This window comes from Sporosarcina sp. resist (assembly GCF_014302295.1).
Classification (GTDB): Bacteria; Bacillota; Bacilli; order Bacillales_A; family Planococcaceae; genus Sporosarcina; species Sporosarcina psychrophila.
This window is the reverse complement of sequence record NZ_CP060287.1, coordinates 4,355,664-4,374,414: the sequence shown is the minus strand read 5'-3', so window position 1 is coordinate 4,374,414 and position 18,751 is coordinate 4,355,664. Positions and strand designations below refer to the sequence as shown.

The 18,751-nt window shown below is 39.0% G+C and carries 9 protein-coding genes; all 9 read left to right on the top strand.

What is annotated here, in order from left to right:
• The first annotated feature begins 896 nt into the window (after window positions 1–896).
• On the top strand, window positions 897–2,312 hold the full coding sequence (locus H7992_RS20905) for a TcaA NTF2-like domain-containing protein (protein ID WP_187045894.1): 1,416 nt from the start codon (window positions 897–899) through the stop codon (window positions 2,310–2,312).
• A 17-nt stretch (window positions 2,313–2,329) separates the two neighbouring features.
• The gene (locus H7992_RS20900; RefSeq protein WP_187045893.1) at window positions 2,330–2,818 is read left to right on the top strand and encodes a zinc ribbon domain-containing protein; all 489 of its coding nucleotides are present in this window, start codon (window positions 2,330–2,332) and stop codon (window positions 2,816–2,818) included.
• Between the two features lie 11 nt (window positions 2,819–2,829).
• Entirely contained in the window at window positions 2,830–4,431 is a 1,602-nt protein-coding gene (locus tag H7992_RS20895) for a zinc ribbon domain-containing protein (protein ID WP_187045892.1), read from the top strand.
• 375 nt (window positions 4,432–4,806) lie between these two features.
• Entirely contained in the window at window positions 4,807–5,439 is a 633-nt protein-coding gene (locus H7992_RS20890) for a hypothetical protein (protein ID WP_187045891.1), read from the top strand.
• Window positions 5,388–5,651 carry a hypothetical protein gene (locus H7992_RS20885; RefSeq protein ID WP_187045890.1) on the top strand — a complete coding sequence of 88 codons (264 nt, stop codon included), beginning with the start codon at window positions 5,388–5,390 and terminating at the stop codon, window positions 5,649–5,651. The genes H7992_RS20890 and H7992_RS20885 overlap by 52 nt, the downstream gene beginning before the upstream one ends.
• Window positions 5,652–5,673: 22 nt before the next feature.
• Window positions 5,674–5,931 (top strand): hypothetical protein, encoded by a 258-nt coding sequence (locus H7992_RS20880; protein WP_187045889.1) that lies wholly within the window; start codon window positions 5,674–5,676, stop codon window positions 5,929–5,931.
• A 73-nt stretch (window positions 5,932–6,004) separates the two neighbouring features.
• Window positions 6,005–7,750, top strand: coding sequence for a TcaA NTF2-like domain-containing protein (locus H7992_RS20875; protein WP_187045888.1), 1,746 nt, complete (start codon window positions 6,005–6,007; stop codon window positions 7,748–7,750).
• A gap of 1,920 nt (window positions 7,751–9,670) precedes the next feature.
• Entirely contained in the window at window positions 9,671–13,258 is a 3,588-nt protein-coding gene (locus H7992_RS25175) for an S-layer homology domain-containing protein (RefSeq protein ID WP_187045887.1), read from the top strand.
• Window positions 13,259–13,357: 99 nt separating this feature from the next.
• Window positions 13,358–18,175, top strand: a complete 4,818-nt coding sequence (locus tag H7992_RS20865) for an endonuclease (protein ID WP_187045886.1) — start codon at window positions 13,358–13,360, stop codon at window positions 18,173–18,175.
• The last annotated feature ends 576 nt before the right edge of the window (window positions 18,176–18,751 follow it).

Genomic DNA, 18,751 nt, shown 5'->3' with positions numbered 1-18,751 from the left:
TTGATTCGGAAAGTTTGCTACTATTTCATGATAATAAAATGAAGGTCAGACATTTACGTGAATGTCTGACCTTTTTTTATATGTAAATTTAACTGTATGAATTATTCGTTCTACTATGTTGCAACCCTAGTGACCTTGCGCAGTGCAGCAAACAATTCCTTTCCCCTGTCGGTTCTTTCCGACTCCATCAAAAACGTAGGTGGTAAAACGAAGTACAAATCGTTTGCATCCCAAGTGCTTTCGACGCAAAAAAGTGACCGAGAAATAGATTTGATTGCATGTGAACAGTGAAAATAGAAACAGCTCCACTCGGCTTTGGAAGTTGGAGGGTGCTGTTTTTGGAAGAGGTTCCAAAAGAGGAATTATCGGAGTATTTTCAGAGTAGCCTGGGTGACTGTCACCTTTCGGAATTGAACTGTTTTCGGGTAAGCATCCAACATAATCAGTAAAGTGTCCAACCAATCCGGTGAGGTCTCCATCAAATCTAGAGAAGAATCCGCCATTTCCCTTCTACTTCGGCATATTTGTGAAGTAGTTAAATATTACTACTGACTTAATTTTTCTCAAAACTACATTTTTTGAAGTATATATGTTGACTTAAAGAAACCTTTCAACAACGTTCGGCGCTTGGGGATGCCTCCCGCAATAAGCCAGACAGAAAACCGCTGTCAGTCTTATTGCTTCGGCTACCCCTATGCGGCGCCTTCGTTGGAGAAATCATTAGTTCAACATATATAGTAGTCATACGAATACATGGCATATTGGCCGTGGGTGACTATTGTCCATTTATTAAATAGGTAAATATTCTTATAAACAACTTCACAAACCGAGTAATTTTAACTATAATGAATAAGGAAAGTATAACGTTACTTACTATAAAGGAAGGGGGAAACTAAGTGGGTCAAAAGTTTTGTAAGAAGTGTGGAGAAGAACTTTCTCCGGAGCTTGTTTTTTGTTCAACATGCGGGACACCTATACCAGATTCGACTTCAGTTCAATCAACAGAATACCAGACAAAACAGCGAAAACCTATGCCGTTGAAAGCGAAAGTTCTACTTTCGATCATTGCGGTGTTATGTGTGTTGTCGATTGGCACTCATTTTATTTTATCTCATGTAACCGACAGTACAAAACAGTTGAAAAATATTTACAATGCAATCATTGATGAAAACGGTAAGGCCCTATTTGCGGAATTGACTATTCCTGAGGGGGTCCTGTATGTAGAAGGAAGCTTTACGAAGAATTTAAATAATGATTTCTTGCCCGAATTCTACGAGGAGCTGTCTGATGCGGTTGAACGGGTGAAAAAATCAGAATTGACGGAAATTGTGCTGGATAATCATGGAATCGAAGTATTTCGTATTAAGCACGATAAGTGGCTTTATTTTTATCCGAGGGCTTTGATTGAGCCGGTGTCACAGTCATTGGTGATTGATACGGATCTTAATAATACGATATTGACCATTGCCGGTGAGGAATTTCCGATTGACGGCAAATCGATTACGATTAATAAAGTATTACCGGATGAGTACACTGTAACACTGAATGGGAAAAATACATTCTTTGAGTCGGAAGGCACTGCAAAAATCGACCGAGATATATTTTTAGAATCAGCATCGATTTGTTTACTGAGTACCTCCTATTCCATCGAATTTGAAGGGGAATCAGTAGACAGTATCCTGTATGTGAATGGGAAAACTACTGATAAGTCGATTCAGGACATCGGAACAATTGAGCCAATTTTTGGAAAAGGGGCTATGTTCCATGCTGTTCGGACAATCGAAGGTGATAAAACGGAGGAGTCCGAAAAGGTTAGCGGTAAACCCGGTGATTCAATTACTTTCGCTTTTCCTTCGTTGATAAAAGCGGAACAAGAGGCGCAAGCAAAAGAGCATGCAGAAATAGAACAGTTAGAAAAAGCGGATGAAGACAAAGAGTTGATCCGCCAAGCTTCCGAAACCTATGTCATTTTCCGACATGCCTATGAAGACGCACTCAATAACCGAAGTTTCGATTATATTACATCCTATTTACAACCGTCTGGGAAAGCGTATGGTGAGTTGAAAAAGTTCATTGCGGAAGCGGATGGTACGTACTACTTGTATGAATTCATGACGAATGAAGTAACAGGTGGAAAAGTGGAAGGCAACCTTATAAAGTTGCAGGTCCGTGAAACGTTCTTATTTGAGAATCACCTCAGTCAAACGACAAACTATGATCGAAATAAAGAATATGATCTGATTGAGAACTCTTTCGGTCAATTCGAAATTGTGGAAATACACATCAAAGACACGAATCGAGATAAATATTAAACGAGGGGGAATTTTTGTTGAGTACAATACAAACAAAAATCGGTGGCGGATTGAACAAAATCCAAGATACGCTGCAACAAGGTAAACAAAAGATGCAGACAGTGCAAGAAGCGAGCCAGCTCCGTCAGGCAATCGATCAGTTGCGACAAAAACGATTGGAAAGCATCGTGGAAATTGGCAACAGCATACATAAAAAAGTGCGGTTCGGACTAGTACACGATGAAGATTTCACGCGAATTTCATCGCAAATCGAGCAGGTTGATAAAGAGATATATGAGTTAGCCAAAAATCTTGAACAACTCCAGCTTGATGCAAGTCAATCACATCTGTGCTCGAATTGTAAAAATCCCGCTCAGCCAAATGATAAGTTTTGCGGCTCCTGTGGAAATGCGGTCAATATTGAAATAAAAGTAAAAGAAGAGACGAAAATTTGTTTGCAATGCAATGAGGACATTCCGGAATCGGCGGCATTTTGTCCGTGCTGCGGGACTGTTATTCAAGGATAGGGGGAAATGGATTGTTTTGTAATGAATGCGGGACAAATCATCCCATTTACAGTAATTATTGTACGGCAGACGGGGCCGTTCTTGAAACAAAAATAAACGGCAAAGCAAATAGGTCGAAAATAGAGTTTTGTGCAAGTTGTGGCGGGAAAGTTGCTTCTTCCGCACAGTATTGCCTCCATTGCGGAGGGAATCTATCAGGTTTCAGTTTGCAAACTACGCAAAGTGTCATCCAGGCGATTCAAATTCCATCGAAGAAGGTCGATTTACCGACGTTCAATTCGAGTAGTTTTTTATCAAAAAACAATATGAAGAATGCTTTGATTGCAGCGGTTCTAGCGATTGTCCTCGTACTTGTGAGTGCTGGGACTATCATGAATTACGCTGAACAAATGTTTCTAGACTTCATTGAAGAGACAGAAGGTGAAGTGGTATCGGCAAAAGAGTTGCGGAGTTTAAGTTTTGTTGAGGAACAAATTAAATCGGAATCAGGCATGTCATTATCGCTACCTACAATTTACGGCATCACAACGTTTGTCACACTACTTCATAATATAAATACGACGTTTGACTTGGATGCCAATGCGTTCAGCGAATCGACGAAAGTTACTTTCCATCAGGAAAATCTGATGCTTGCAGGTTTGATTGTTCCCATTGCGGTTCTGCTCATCGTAGGGGTCGTTCTAGGATATTTGGCAAGGAAATCGAAATCGTCATTGGGTGAACCACTTATTATTTTCTCTGGTATTTATACCCTATTTATAGTGATTAGTGCCTTGATCTCGAAAGTGAAATTTGGAACAGATTCAAAAGGGGTATTCGGAGAAATTCTGTCGATTCAAGCTGTATTGAAATTTTCATTTATTGATGCATTACTAACCGGACTATTCTTAGCACTGATAGTTACAGGGGTTTCAGCCTATTTTACGTATTATGGAAAGAATATTTTTGTGTTTTTACACGAGAAATCGCAGTATGTACAATATACGGTATATTCAATGCTCCTTTTCATCGTCATTCTGGCTGTCATTTCAATAATTGGGTTTTCCTCAATGGATGTGAGTGAAATAGTAGGTGTTGGAACTGCCCCAATTATTGCAGTAGTATTACCATTAGCATTAACTCATGCATCCATTTGGATTATGAACTTGGCTCATTTTAATCCGCTGGCATTTAAGATGGGAATGTGGGATGGAGTCCATTCCATCTCGATTAATCTATTCAGTAGCGCCAAGGGCATTCAAAATTCAATTGCCGAGGATTATGAACTCGAAGATATGTTAAATACGTTGGTATTGACGGATGGAACGCTTCCGACACTCGTCAAACTCAGTTTCCTTTTGCCGGCAGTATTGCTAATCTTTGCGGGTTTCCGTTTGTTCAAAACGCATCAGTCACAAATACAGCAAATTCTTTTATTCGGTGGATTCTATGCACTTGTCATGACGGTGTTGAGTGTTGCAAGTAGACTTAAGTTTGAAGTATTTGCCGATCAAGAAGGAACGAACATTGCCATCTATTCCTCAATCCTACCTTCTTTCTTGAGTACATTTGTGATGGCGGCAATCTGCTTCGCAATTGGTGGTTTCTTGAAGAAAAGATTAGCAAGCCGATAAATAACAAGAATTATATTTTATATTAAAGAATAAGGGAAGGCCACTTTTGTCTCTATATGTTCAACAACGTATAGAGATAGAAATAAGTGCCTTCTCTTTTATTTATCATCGTCAGGAGGATTTACTTGGAAAAGATATGTTCCGAATGTGGTTCCGAATTACAGTAAGAGCAGCATTTTTGTTCGAAATGTGGAACCACGTATGTTGCTGTAAAGAAAAAAGAAAAACCATCAAATTCATTAAAAAAAGTGCTTCTCTCTTTAGCCCTTCTCCTTATTGCGGTTGCTTTAAGCGGGCATTATTATGCTAAATACATAACCTCTCTGGATCAATCCGTTCAGCGAATATATAACGCTCTCATTAACGATGAAGTGGATGCTTTTTTATAAGGAGTTGGATAGCTCCAAGAGTGACCCGTCAAATAGAAAAGCATTTTTGCGCTATGTAAAAGACCGAGATTTAATTGGGTTTTCTACTATGTTGAATGAAAATGCAGAATCAGTGTACAAGACTGGCCTAACAAAAATTATATCACATGAAGATGGCAATGAAATCTTCAGAATGAAACAGGAAAAGAAGTTGGGAATCTACCCTTTCGTTAAGGTTGTGAAAGTTGTCTCGAAGGATGAAGCTTATGCGGACGGAAAGAGTAAGGTAGTTGAAAAAGGGGAAAAATCTGTCCCGATTGATCAGTTAAAATCCAGAGCAATCCATACGGCGACGATCCAAAACGGCAAAATTATTGCAGATCTATATGTGGTAGCGTTGGACGCAACGATTGAGGAAGTAGCATTAACCTCCTCCTTTGGTGCGGAAGGAGATCGGCAATACATGGGAAATTATGCTTTCTTTTTAGCTGATATCGATGGGGAAATGGTATCTTGCAAGATAACCTTTCCATTTGTGAAAAACAGATTATCATCAGTCAACAACAATTTCCATTCAAGGAATACAAAATGGGTAATCAAACGATTGTCAGTTTGGCACAAATCGAAGCTTCTCCAGTAAGCTATTTGATTATGTGGATCTATGCAGATGGGGAAATGAAAGAAATCGTGTTTGACGAATACTCGGGACTTGCTGTTTCAAATAATACCGTCAAAATCATCGGTGATCGCTATTTGCAATCGTATTCATATTTCAATGGTATGGGTGATCCGGATGAAGGGCTCGGCTGGACGTGGAATTCTTCGAAGAATCGTTTTTCCGAGTTATATTGAGAATAGTTATTATGAGGGTGGGATGTACTATTCATTTCCCGCTGGCTTTGCTTACTTCTATGATGAGGATACACGGGAAATTACAACTATCGCTCTAGAGGGCAGCTCGGTAACTAATGATCCGGTCGAGTTAAAACAACTTTTAGGCAAGCCAATCAACAGCGGTTATGACGGAAGGGATCAAGAAGATTATCAGGAATTCTCTCTTGGGGATAATACACTAAGCATTATGACTACAAAGGATGGAGAATTATCAACCATCTGGTTCAGGAATCGTTAGAAGAATACACCCGGATAATAATGAACTTATTTTAGAGATTGCCACTGGTAAAGTAGAAAGTGAGAGTGTATAAATGAGTCGATTTTGTCAAGAGTGTGGACAACAATTGAAAAGCGAAGACGTTGTTTGCACAAATTGCGGTACAAGGCATCACAAAGAAACTGTTGTACCTAAACAGCCTTTATCTAAAAAACGAAAAGCGGTGTATAGAATCATCGCAGTAATTACCGTCCTTCTAATTGGTTTCATTGTTTGGGCAAATACCCATTATTCACGGGAAAGCACGTCCAAAAGGTTTGCAGAAGCTATATCGAATGAGAATGCTAAGGGACTTCAGACTCTTGTTGTCCATGAAGACGGCAGTGCGATTAGCGAGCAAGAAGCGAATGCAATGGTGAAACTCGTAAAAGAGGAGGGGGGAAAACCTGTACAATTACTAACCTCTGTTCGGCAACACGGCAAATTACTAGGCCTATTCAAAAAATACAAAATGGAAGCAGTCGATCAATATGCTTTCTATGATGGCCCAATAGAAAGTCTTGTATTTACGTTCAACGAGATTGAAATGAGAGAAGAAAAAAGAAAAAAAGATTCAGTTACATACGGCCCGCTAACACCAGGCGTTTACGAAGTGAAAACAACCTTTAAAGGGAAGTATGGAAAAGGGACGGCTAAAAGCGAACTGGCATTAATCAATGCAAAAGACATACCTTCATCGATTAATGTAGATTTACCGCTCGGCAATGCCGTATTTGAAATAGCTAACTATTCATCAACTATCATGAAAGATATCTACGTTGTAATTAATGATGAAAAAATCCCTATTGACGAATATGGAGAAACGGTGGAGATTGGTCCGATTTTATTTGACGGCTCGCAAAAGGCGAAAGTCGTCGTGCAATATCCATGGGGAGAAGTGTCTACAAATGAAACGACGATTGAAAGTGAATATCAGGTGATGAGGGCGGATATTCTTTCACAAGCGGAATTGAAAAAAGTAATGGACACGTTAAAGCAATTCGGGGAAGAGTATATCGAGTCGAAAGCGAAAAGGAGTACAGACGTTTATTCAACGACAACGGAGTCATTAAATGACCTCTTACAAAAGAATATCCTTGCTCCGCTAATTAACAATAACAGGTATGTTACAGGGGAATTCGAAGAATTGAATATCGATGAAAACTCGGTGAATGTACTGGATGATTCGGATCAAGGCATTTCCATACATGCGGAGTTTCGATTCATGGATGATGAGCATTCGCTTTCCGACACACCTTCTCTCAGTGAGGCCGTTCATGTTTGTGAAGTAGAACTCATTTACGATGAAGGCAAGCAGAAATGGTTTGTGCAAAATTCAATAAGCACATGGTCGAACGTTGATGTGACAACCACTCTTCATGGTTCGGGAACGCTGCATCAGCCGGGCGTTGACACAGTACAAGCGGAAAAAGAGAGTCTTTTAAGAGAGGAGCTAGAGTCATTCATGTTTCATTATGTCAATCGGAGTGTTGAGGCAATCAATGCCCGCGATTTTTCATATGTGGAACACCTGATTACTAATGATGGACCTCGGAAAAAAGAATCGAGGGACTATATTGACTATCTCGAGTCCAAGGGGATTACTGAACAGTTGATAAGTTCCGTGGTGGAAAAGGTGGAAGAAGCTGGTGCAGAAACATGGAAGGTTACAACAACGGAGGAGTTTGTCATCCATTATCCAGAAGTCTCCAAAAATAAAAAATTTACAACGATTGTACTGGTGAAAAAAATTCATGATGATTGGCGCGTCCACGAACTCGTGTCAACTAAGGAGATTTAGTAACAGAACATGAGGCCAATAAACTGAAACTGACTGCAATAAAGATTTAAAGGGAAGTGAACGAATGGTCCGAGTCCTAAACGATGAATAAGTAGGATACGTCTTAGTGTACATCCAAGATGAATCAAAAGTAAGCATACGTAATCGCACTCATCGTCTATTACTTACTATACACAGCTGTTCGTGTTCCTAAATTGGTAAATATCAAAATAACGGGATAGAAGTTGAATCTTTTCCTCCTGATCGTCAATATATGCGTTAGAAGATCCATAAGACAAAATGTCTTGATCAACATGTTCGCCAAAATGTTGGCTTTCATCCTCTATATAAAAGAAAAGTGGTGAAAAGGATACCAGTTTATGAACTTTTAGTGATGTGGGCTATTGGTACCGGGGTATTAACGAAAAAACAGCTCCATCCAGATTTGAAATCTGGATGGAGCTGTTTTTATTTTTTAACCATATATAATCATAATGATCTACTTCCCATGGCGGAGGCAGGATTTATTTAATTGGAGGAGAAAAATAGATGAAGAACTATGAACCAAAAGCAAATGTGGAGCAGTTGGGATTTTTGACAGTGAGGGAAGAAAGAAAGAAAGAAAGAAAGAAAGAAAGAAAGAAAGAAAGCGAGTGCCCTGCTAAATGAGTGGACATTGTGTCGTTGAGAATGGTGAAGGAAACGAGTCTATTATACAAGGATCGCACGATTCGTAGCCCAGAAGAAATATCCCTGTGCCAGTCACTCGATAAACTCGCGCACAATTCTATCAGTTAAGTTTAACACTAAAGAAACTAGTCCTTCGATCGAGCAATCGGTCGAGGGGGTTTCCTTTTATTCAATACTTCTAGTATTGCCTATTGAAAGGCGACTAAAGAGTAATTATGAAACTGTTAGATTGTAATGGTTTCGCATTATGTTGAAGTTATTTGTAACGAAATAGTTAATTTATTGTCTAGGTACTTCATTGCCTTTGTAACTGCTGTATCAACTATATATAATAATTCTGAATACAAACATGAAGGTCCCACTTCCGCCAACGGAGGTAGGGCTATTTCTATTGGAAGAGAAAAATAGTTGAAGAACTATGAAATAACTGTGGAGCAGTTGGAGTTTTTAGTGGTGAAGGAAAAGGGGAAGCGAGTACCTGCTAAACGGTTGGATATTGTATCGTTACGCCTGTTGAAGGAAACAAGCCGATCCCACGATTTAAATTTCCGGTACCTGCACAAGATGATATAGAGTAATTAACTACAATTACATATATTGATCGATGAGTAGAGAAGTGGCTAATCATCTAAATCGCTCTGAATTTTTATATAATTGTGTGAAATATTGGTTGTTTTCTGTTGCACGGGCACGCACACAATCACCAGGGGAGGTACTTATTGTGATCTTTTCACATTGCAAGTTTTGAATCACCTAATTGTCGTTTACTAGTGTTGTTTCTGCGATGGTTAAAATACTATTTATGATTCTCTACTCGCTTAAAATATAGAAAAAGTTTTCTACACCTTATTACATAATCACCTAAAATATTATGTAAGTTAATAGGATGTGAACTACTAAAACTTATTATTAGGTCGAAAACCCATTATTTTGTCTGAATATTTAAATTAACATAATACTATTAGAATTGTATGCTTGAAGTGGACATATGTGAGATAGAGATAAACTATTGACCTCATGTCATTTTGGAAGAAATTTATGAATAGGAGTGGATTCATGAAAATAGATAAAATGGACAGCCACGAAGTGATCTCATTAAAATTCCAATATAAATTTAACACTTTTTACAATGAAATAACAATACACTCCAATATTAATAATCACTTTACATTTAAAGGAATTCAGCATGATACTATTAATTTAAGGATTAACTTAATCCTCAAATTACATACGATTAAAGGAGGTCAGTAAATGAAGAAGCATACCAATCCATATCAAAAAGTATTCGGGGCGTCATTAGCTGTAGCGGTAGCAACGGGAACAATTGCAGTAGCTGCACCAGTATATACACAAGCCGATGAGGTGAAAATTCCCACGTTTTCTGATGTAAAGGATATTGAAAGTCATCATTTCTATGACAGTGTTAGAAGTCTGGCTTCTAGAGGTATAGTAAAAGGTTTTGCCGATGGTACTTTTAAACCTAATCAGTCAGTAACTCGGGGACAAATTGCAAGCGTTTTAGCGCAAACACTTGGATTAGACACAAAAAACGTGAAAAACCCGGGATTCAAAGATGTGAAAGTGACTGATCCGCATTATGGATCAATTGCTGCCCTTGTTGAAGCAGGCATAGTAAAAGGGTATAACGATAAGACATTTAAGCCTGGTGGGTCACTGACACGTGCCCACATAGCCAAGATGATAAGTATCGGATTTAATCTAGAAGAGGCCAAGCTTACGAATAGCCCATTTAAAGATGTGAAAGCTGAACACTGGTTTGCAGATTATGTCCAAGCTTTGATCACCAATGAAATTACAACTGGAACCACACCAACTACATTTGAACCGAATGCTTTCGTTACAAGAGGGCAAATGGCTTCTTTAATCGTTCGAAGTGAAACGGCTTCCCTTGTTGATCAAAATGACTCCACAGTCAAAAATACGGGAAAACTGGTTAGCGTAACAAGTGAGTCCGTTAAGCTATCGACTGGAACATATGCAATGTCCGCGGACATGAAGAAAGTTTTAAATGCTTCCAATTCGGCAGCTCTTTCAGGAGCAGTCTTAGACTATACAGTTAAAGACGGCGTACTCATTGAAATTGCTTCAATTGAACTTACAGCGAATGGCAATGAAACAAACAATGTTGTACTAGATGGACAAGGATTTAAATTTGCAGGAACAGTACGTGTTAATGGTGATTATGTTTCATTGAAAAACATAACGATTGCAGGCAATTTGGAGATAGGGACAGAGGTAGAAAACAGTTTCAAAGCGAATGGAATGACGGTTTTAGGGGGAATAAATCTTACCGATAAAACCTCAGTAAGCCAAGTCAATAAAGTGTTTTCAACAGCTGCTGTAGAAATGAAAGAACCAAGTTTTGTTTTTACGGACTCTATCATCCAAACAGTTGAAGTGTCGAAGAGTAAAAAAGTACTAATTGAAGTAAAAGGGAATTCAACAGCCCAAGGCTTCACTCTTTTATCGAACGTCCACTTAAAAGCCGATAAGGGAATTACATTGCCAAAAGTGACTGTCGAAAAAGGTGCAACGAAGGTAACACTTGACGCGTCAGTGGACAACCTATCAGTGAACACGCCTAATGCATTGTCGATTGATGGAACAGCCACTATCAAAAATGTTATCGTCGAATACAAGATTGACTTGAAGCTCTTAACAATTGGGGAAATCCAAAAAGTCATTGTTAAACTTAAAGGTACGACAATTACATTAGGAGATAGAACAAAAGTTGCTAGTTTTGACCTACCAGAGGGAATAACGTTAAAAGATGTTATTGTGAATTTTGATGGATCCAATAGCGGTGGTACTAGTAGTGGAAACACAGGCTCAGATAGGGACCCTAGCCCGAATCCAAACCCAAATCCGAATCCACCAATCATCGATGATGGAAAAGCGTTTAATCTTTCTTTAATGCACGTAAATGATATACATGCGAATACCGACAAAGCACCAAAGCTTGTTACAGCAGTAAAAGAAGTACGCACAGTTAAACCGGATGCATTGTTACTAAATGCAGGAGATGTTTTCTCAGGTACTTTATATTTCAATGAATTCCTAGGCCAAGCAGACTTGAAATTTATGAATTTAATGAAGGTCGATGCTATGACATTTGGTAACCATGAGTTTGACCTTGGTTCATCAGCGGAAGGTCACAAAGCATTGGTCGACTTCATTAAAGCAGCAGACTTCCCATTTGTATCATCGAACGTAGATTTTTCGAAAGATCCATTGTTTGATGGATTGTTCAATACAAAAATTTCGACAACTCCTAAAAAAAGTAATATATATACGGGAATTGTAAAAGAAATAAATGGAGAAAAAGTCGGTATCTTTGGACTTACAACTGCTGAAACGGCGGACATTGCAAGCCCAGGGAAAATTACATTCTCAAACTATATTGCAGATGCGAAAAAAATGGTTGCTGAATTTGAAGCAATGGGCGTGAACAAAATCGTTGCACTTACACATATTGGTTTTGATGATAATGCCGCTATGGACAATGACCAAGAACTAGCTGCACATGTAGCTGGAATTGACGTAATTGTGGGTGGACATAGTCATACTCAATTAGACAAGCCGGTAGTTGTAGACAAAGATGGAAATGGGAAAACGAAAGATAAAACAATTATTGTACAAGCGTATCAATATTCAGATTACCTTGGGACTTTAGACGTTGAATTTGATAAAAATGGTGTCGTTGTTGGTCATGCAGGAAAATTAATTGAAATCAATAAAACGCAAAAAGATGCTGAGGGTAAAGATAAAAAAGATGAAAAAGGAAATGTTTTATATGTAATTCCTGATGATGCAGAGGCAGTTAAGCTCTTAAAACCTTATAAGGATAAAATCGCTACTGTTAATAACGAGGAAATTGGAGTCACACTTGTGAATGCCCTATTAAGTCCAAGAACATCGGATGTAGGTTATGTACCGGGCACAAGTGTACGAGCTAGTGAGACGATTCTAGGGAACTTAATTACAGATGGCATGCTTGCGAAAGCGCAAGGATATGTAAAAGATAAAAAAGTAATTATGGCATTCCAAAATGGTGGAGGAATTAGAGCCTCTATAGGAGCGGGACCAATCACGGTGGGTGAAGTAATCACAGTACTTCCATTTGGTAACACATTAGCAACAATGGATCTCACAGGTTCCGAATTAAAAGCTACATTCGAAATTAGTTTTAAAGATTATCCGAAAGAAAGCGGTGGATTTTTACACATAGCTGGGGCGAAAGTAGAATTCGATTCTTCAAAACCCGCTGGACAACGTGTAGTTTCAATTGCTTATGAAAATGAAGAGGGTACTTACACTGAAATCGAAGAAGCTAAGTCATATACAGTAGCAACAAACGCATTCACTGCAAAAGGTGGAGACGGCTATGATGTTCTAAAAAGAGCTTATGAAGCAGGTCGTGTAACTGATCTTGGACTTTCCGATTGGGAGAACTTAAGAGAACATTTAGTATCACAAAAAAACATAATTCCAACTAAAATTGAAGGTCGTATTGTAGACGTAGCAGGTGTTGTGGAAGAACCAGGTACTGAAATTCCTGGTGGCGATATTGAAAGCGAAAATTTCTCTGGCACAGTTAATGCACCAAAAGTTTACAAAGGTGACGTGAAAGTATCCATTACAGACTTAGCTTCTCTTAAAAATGCAGTTGTCAAAGGAAACTTGATTCTTACAGGTACTCCAACAGGAGATGTTTCATTTGCGAACATTACCGTTGAAGGAAATTTGGATGTTTCAGGGCTTGATGGAAAAAACTTCGACTTTGATGGTATTACTGTCGATGGAGAAACAATTCTTTAAGATTTTGTGCAAAGCCTTCTGCTAGTAGGCAAGGCTTTGCGCTTTCAATGTCACATTTGCTTTACTCAAAAACTGTATTTATAAAGGAGAATTGTTTAGATGAGTAATAGGAATTGGAAGAAACCTGTGAATACTATGTTAGCGGCAAGTCTAGTAGCAGGCCTAGTAGTGCCGGCAATACCTGCTACTGTAAGTGCTGCTACGAATGCAACTGACCTAATTATCTCTGAATATATTGAGGGAAGCAGCTTTAACAAGGCTATTGAAATTTACAATGGAACTGGTGCTGCAATCGATTTAAGTGCATACTCGCTTGAGCTTTATACGAATGGGGTAGCTCCAGCTGGTCAAAAATTGGAAATGACAGGTACGTTGGAAGATGGGAGCACGTATGTTTTATACAACAATCAGGCAAATGCGGATATAGCGAGTAAAGGAAATCTTGTAAACTCAAGTGTGATTAATTTTAATGGAAACGATCCGGTTGTTCTGAAGAAAGCGGGAACTGTTATCGATTCAATTGGGCAGATTGGTTCATCCGCCGATTTCGGTAAGGATGTTACCTTTGTACGCAACAGCAATATTACAACTGGCGATACAAAAATTGATGATGCGTTCAATCCATCAGTAGAATGGACAACATTACCAATCAATGATTCTTCCAATTTAGGAATGCACGTAATGGACAGTTCATCACCGACTGATCCAACAGAACCAGTTGAAGTGACGACAGCAACAATTACTGGAACTGCAAAAATTGGTGATACGTTAACGGCCTCAGTAAATGAAGGGGCGACAAATGTAACTTACCAATGGCAAGCGGCTGATACAATAGATGGTGTCTACGCAACTATTGATGGAGCTACAAATAAGACACTGACATTAGTTGAGGGACAAGTAGGTAAATTTATTAAAGTTATCGTTAATGGTGATAATGGTTCATCGATAACAAGTGATGCGACGACGGCAGTTGCGGCAGCAGATTCAACAGATCCAGAAACACCTGTTGAAGGGATGTCAATCGCAGATGCACGTGCTCAAGGAACTGGTAAAGTAACAGTAAAAGGTATCGTAACAGCAAAATTAAGAAATACGATTCATATCCAAGATGGAACGGCAGCAATTGCAGTTCGTCCAGCATCTCTGAATGTTCAACTGGGTGATGAAATTACAGTTGATGGTGCATTAGAGGAATATAATGGTTTATTACAATTAACGGGAACACTTGTAGGTGAACCAGTATCTAAAGCAGTACCTAGTCCAGAAGTACTTGCAGGTGCACAACTGAACGAAGCGAGCGAATCGAAACTAGTAACAGTAAATAAAGTAACGATATCTGGAGCTTCTCAAAACTATAAAGGTACGGATACGGCTGGAACAGAATTTATTGTTCGCGATGAAAATAGCAACTTAGGATTAGTAGCTGGTACAACATACGAGTCAATCACAGGTATTGTTCAAGAATTTAGCGGCGCCTATCAAATTATTCCACGCTCACAACAAGACATTGTCGCAGACAGCTCAATTATCCAACCAGTCTTCGCGAACCCAGGAAGTGGAACATTTGTTGGAAAGAAAACAGTAGAATTATCAACGACTACAGCAAATGCGGAAATTTATTACACGTTAGATGGTAAAGATCCAACAATTGATGGTCAAAAATATGGAAATCCGATTGAAATTACTAAAGATACAACACTAAAAGCAGTTGTAAAAGCAAATAATGGTGATTTTAGTGAAGTGAAGACGTTTGAATATAAAATTACAGACAGCCTTCAAATTCACGATATCCAAGGAGAAGGTCATACAACTTCCTTCAATAATCAAACAGTGGAGGGAATTGAAGGCGTAGTCACCTATGCTTTCACATTGAATGGTGCATACTATTATCACATTCAAACGCCTGATGCGTTAGCAGATGACAATCCAAATACGTCAGAAGCGATTTTACTTTACAGCGGTACTAAATCGTCGTCGATCAATGTTGGTAATCTAGTATCAGTTACCGGTAAAGTAAGTGAATATGCTTATGATGGTTATTCTGATGCGAATACAACTGACTTGAAAACTACGCAAATCAATGTTCGAGATGATCAAGGTGGAAAAGTTAAAGTACTCGAAAGTAGTGTAACATTACCAAAACCAATCGTCATCGACGAAAAAACAATGGCCACTACTGCGATTGATAGCGATAATTTATCAGTTTTCAACCCTAAAGTAGATGCCATTGATTTCTGGGAGAGCATAGAAGGTATGCGCGTAGAAGTTGTTGATGTGAAAGCAGTAGCACCACAAGAACATGGGGATCTTGTAACTGTTCTTGAAAGTGCACCAACAAACTCACTTCATGGCGGAGTGCTATATGAAGAAGGAAAACAAAATCCAAATCGTGTCCAATTCCGTTTGGAGCCAAATGGACCTGGTCGTGATTTCGAAGTAGCAACTGGCGATAAATTCAAAGGTCCTATCACAGGGGTAGTAGGCTATTCATTCCAAAACTATAAGATCTATGTTGATTTTGCTAAAATGAAGAGTGCCCATACAAAAGGTGCTGCAACACCAGAAAAAACGGCGATTGTAAAAGCGGATGACAAGTTAACGATTGCTTCGTATAACTTGGAAAATTTCTCGAATAACACAACATCTTCTCCGAACGCTAAAGCACAGAAATTAGCACGTGCATTTGCTACAGGTATGCAAAACCCGGACATTATTGGCGTAACGGAAGTTCAAGATAATAATGGTGAAAGTTCAGGGGATTCAAAGGCAAATCAAAGCTATGAAAGATTGATTGCTGAAATTGAAAACGCTGGGGGTGTTAAATATAAGTATGCCAACATCGACCCTGAAAACAACAAAGACGGCGGCGCACCAAATGCAAATATTCGCGTTGGATTCCTCTACAATCCGGACCGTGTTACTTTAACAGAAGGTGCTACACCAGGAACTGCTACAACTACTGTAGGGTATGAAGACGGTAAGTTAACACATAATCCAGGTCGTATCGATCCAACAAATAGTGCGTTTAACAGTAGTCGTAAACCATTAGCAGCACAATTTGATTTCCAAGGGGAAAGTGTTGTTGTTATTGCGAACCACTGGAATTCAAAAACGGGGGATACGCCATTATTCGGATCTATCCAACCACCAAAATACGATAGCGAAATCCAACGCCATAAAATTGCAACTATCGTAAACAACTTTGTGAAAGATATTAAAACGGATAATCCTAAAGCGAATGTTGTATCATTAGGCGACTTTAATGATTATCAATTCTCTAAGACTCTTAAAATTCATGAGGGTAGCATAATGACAAATATGATCAATAAAGTTGAAACTTCTGATCGTTACACATATCTATACCAAGGTAACTCACAAGTGCTAGATCATATTTTAGTTACTAACAATCTAGTGAAAAATACAGTAATCGATATTCTTCATATTAACGCAGACTTCACGGATATGGCTGGCCGCGCAAGTGACCATGATCCAGTAATGGTTCAAATCGATCTAAAAGGTGAAGGTGAAGACGAAGAAGTAGATGTAACACCAATCACACCTGAAAAACTATATGATTTCAAAAATCTTACTACGAAGAAATTAACAATTACGAAACCGAGTATCTCACTTACACTAGGTGAAAACACAACGATTACAGATGGCGTTTTATTCACAGGAGATTATGCAGAATTCCACGGTGAAGGATTCGCTGACAAAACAATAACAATCAAACCATTAAATGCTGATGCAATAATTGATTTCAAAGGAACAACTATTCAAAAAATAATTATTGATGGAACTAACGTAAAACAAATTCGTGAACTTCCTGAAAATGTTGTAATTGAATACACTAATGGAGCATCTGCAGCTAACATTCAGTTCATAGACAAAGAAGGGAACCTCGAAAATGAGGTTCCTTCTTTACCTACTGAAAACAAAGCGCCAATTGTAAAAACAGCAATTCCTAATTCAACTGTTGCAACTGGAGAAACGTTAACCTTCTTGTTAACAGATTACTTCTCTGACCCCGATAAAGATGAACTAACATTTACTTCAACAAAAGGGACAATTGAAGGAGCTACATTAACGTTGAAACTTGAAGTAGGAAGCCATATTGTAGGTGTTACTGCAACTGATGGAGAAAAAACGACGACTGCTAGCTTTACAGTTACGGTTAAAGCGGATTCTGGAGAAGAGTCACCACTAGATACGTATTACAAAGACGCGATTGGTAAGAACGGACAAGCGTTAAAAACTGCACTTCACGAGATCATCGATGACCATACCCAACTCTCCTACGCTCAAGCATGGGAAGCACTCCGTGAAACAGATGAGGATCCAAATAACGTCAACAATGTCATACTGTTTTACTCGGGAGAGTCCCGCGCTAAAAATCGCAACGGCGGATTGGTTGGCGATTGGAACCGCGAACATACCTGGGCAAAATCACATGGAAACTTTGGTACAAGTCTAGGGCCAGGAACAGATATCCATCATTTACGTCCGACAGATGTACAAGTCAATAGCTCTAGAGGAAACTTAGATTATGATAACGGCGGAAGTGCAGTTAAAGGATGTAACGGATGTTATAAAACTGCAAGTTCATTTGAGCCACCAGATCGCGTAAAAGGCGACGTAGCAAGAATTCTCTTCTATATGGCAACTCGCTATGAAAAAGGCGATCGTGTAGACCTCGAATTAAATGAAAAACTCAATAACGGAAGTGCACCATACCATGGTAAACTTTCAGTCCTACTAGAATGGCATAAACAAGATCCAGTCGATGAATTTGAACGGAATCGCAACAATGTCATCCAAGAATGGCAAGGAAACCGCAATCCGTTTATTGATCACCCCGAATGGGCGGAATTGATATGGAAACAGGTTGGTCTAGCTGATATGCAAATTGCATCATGAGGCAAGATTAGTTAAGAACTATGAATAAATGAAAATCATGATGTCCAACGTAATTCAGCAAACCCGCCATAGAATGATTTATATGGATGGATAAAGGCTGGTTGAAGCATAAACTGTACCCCGAATTTCGGACTTCAATAAAGAAATTGATGTAAGACTAAGATAAGAACCCTGTAATTTCGATTGAAGACGCCTTCCAGCTGATCAGCGTAAATGATCATGCGGAAGGCGTCTTTTTCTGTCTATGATTGTGTGGGTACTAGTAGACTTGAGCAATTAGAATCAGTGGGGGCTTCGGGAATTGCCTCGAAGTGTCCAACGAAATCAGTGAAGCCTCTAACGAACCGCCGAAAGTGTCCAACCATTCCCGGGAAGTGTCCAACCAACAAAGGAGTGCCCAACAAAACCAGAGAAGCCTCCAACGAACCACCGAAAGTGTCCAACGAAATTATTTTAGAACAAAATATTATCCTAAGTATTTGTTTTTATACGCAGGTAACCTTCTGATAAATTGAGTAACTAGTACCCGGCACTAAGTTGCACAAATTTCCCAATTAAATTATACTATTAGTAAGA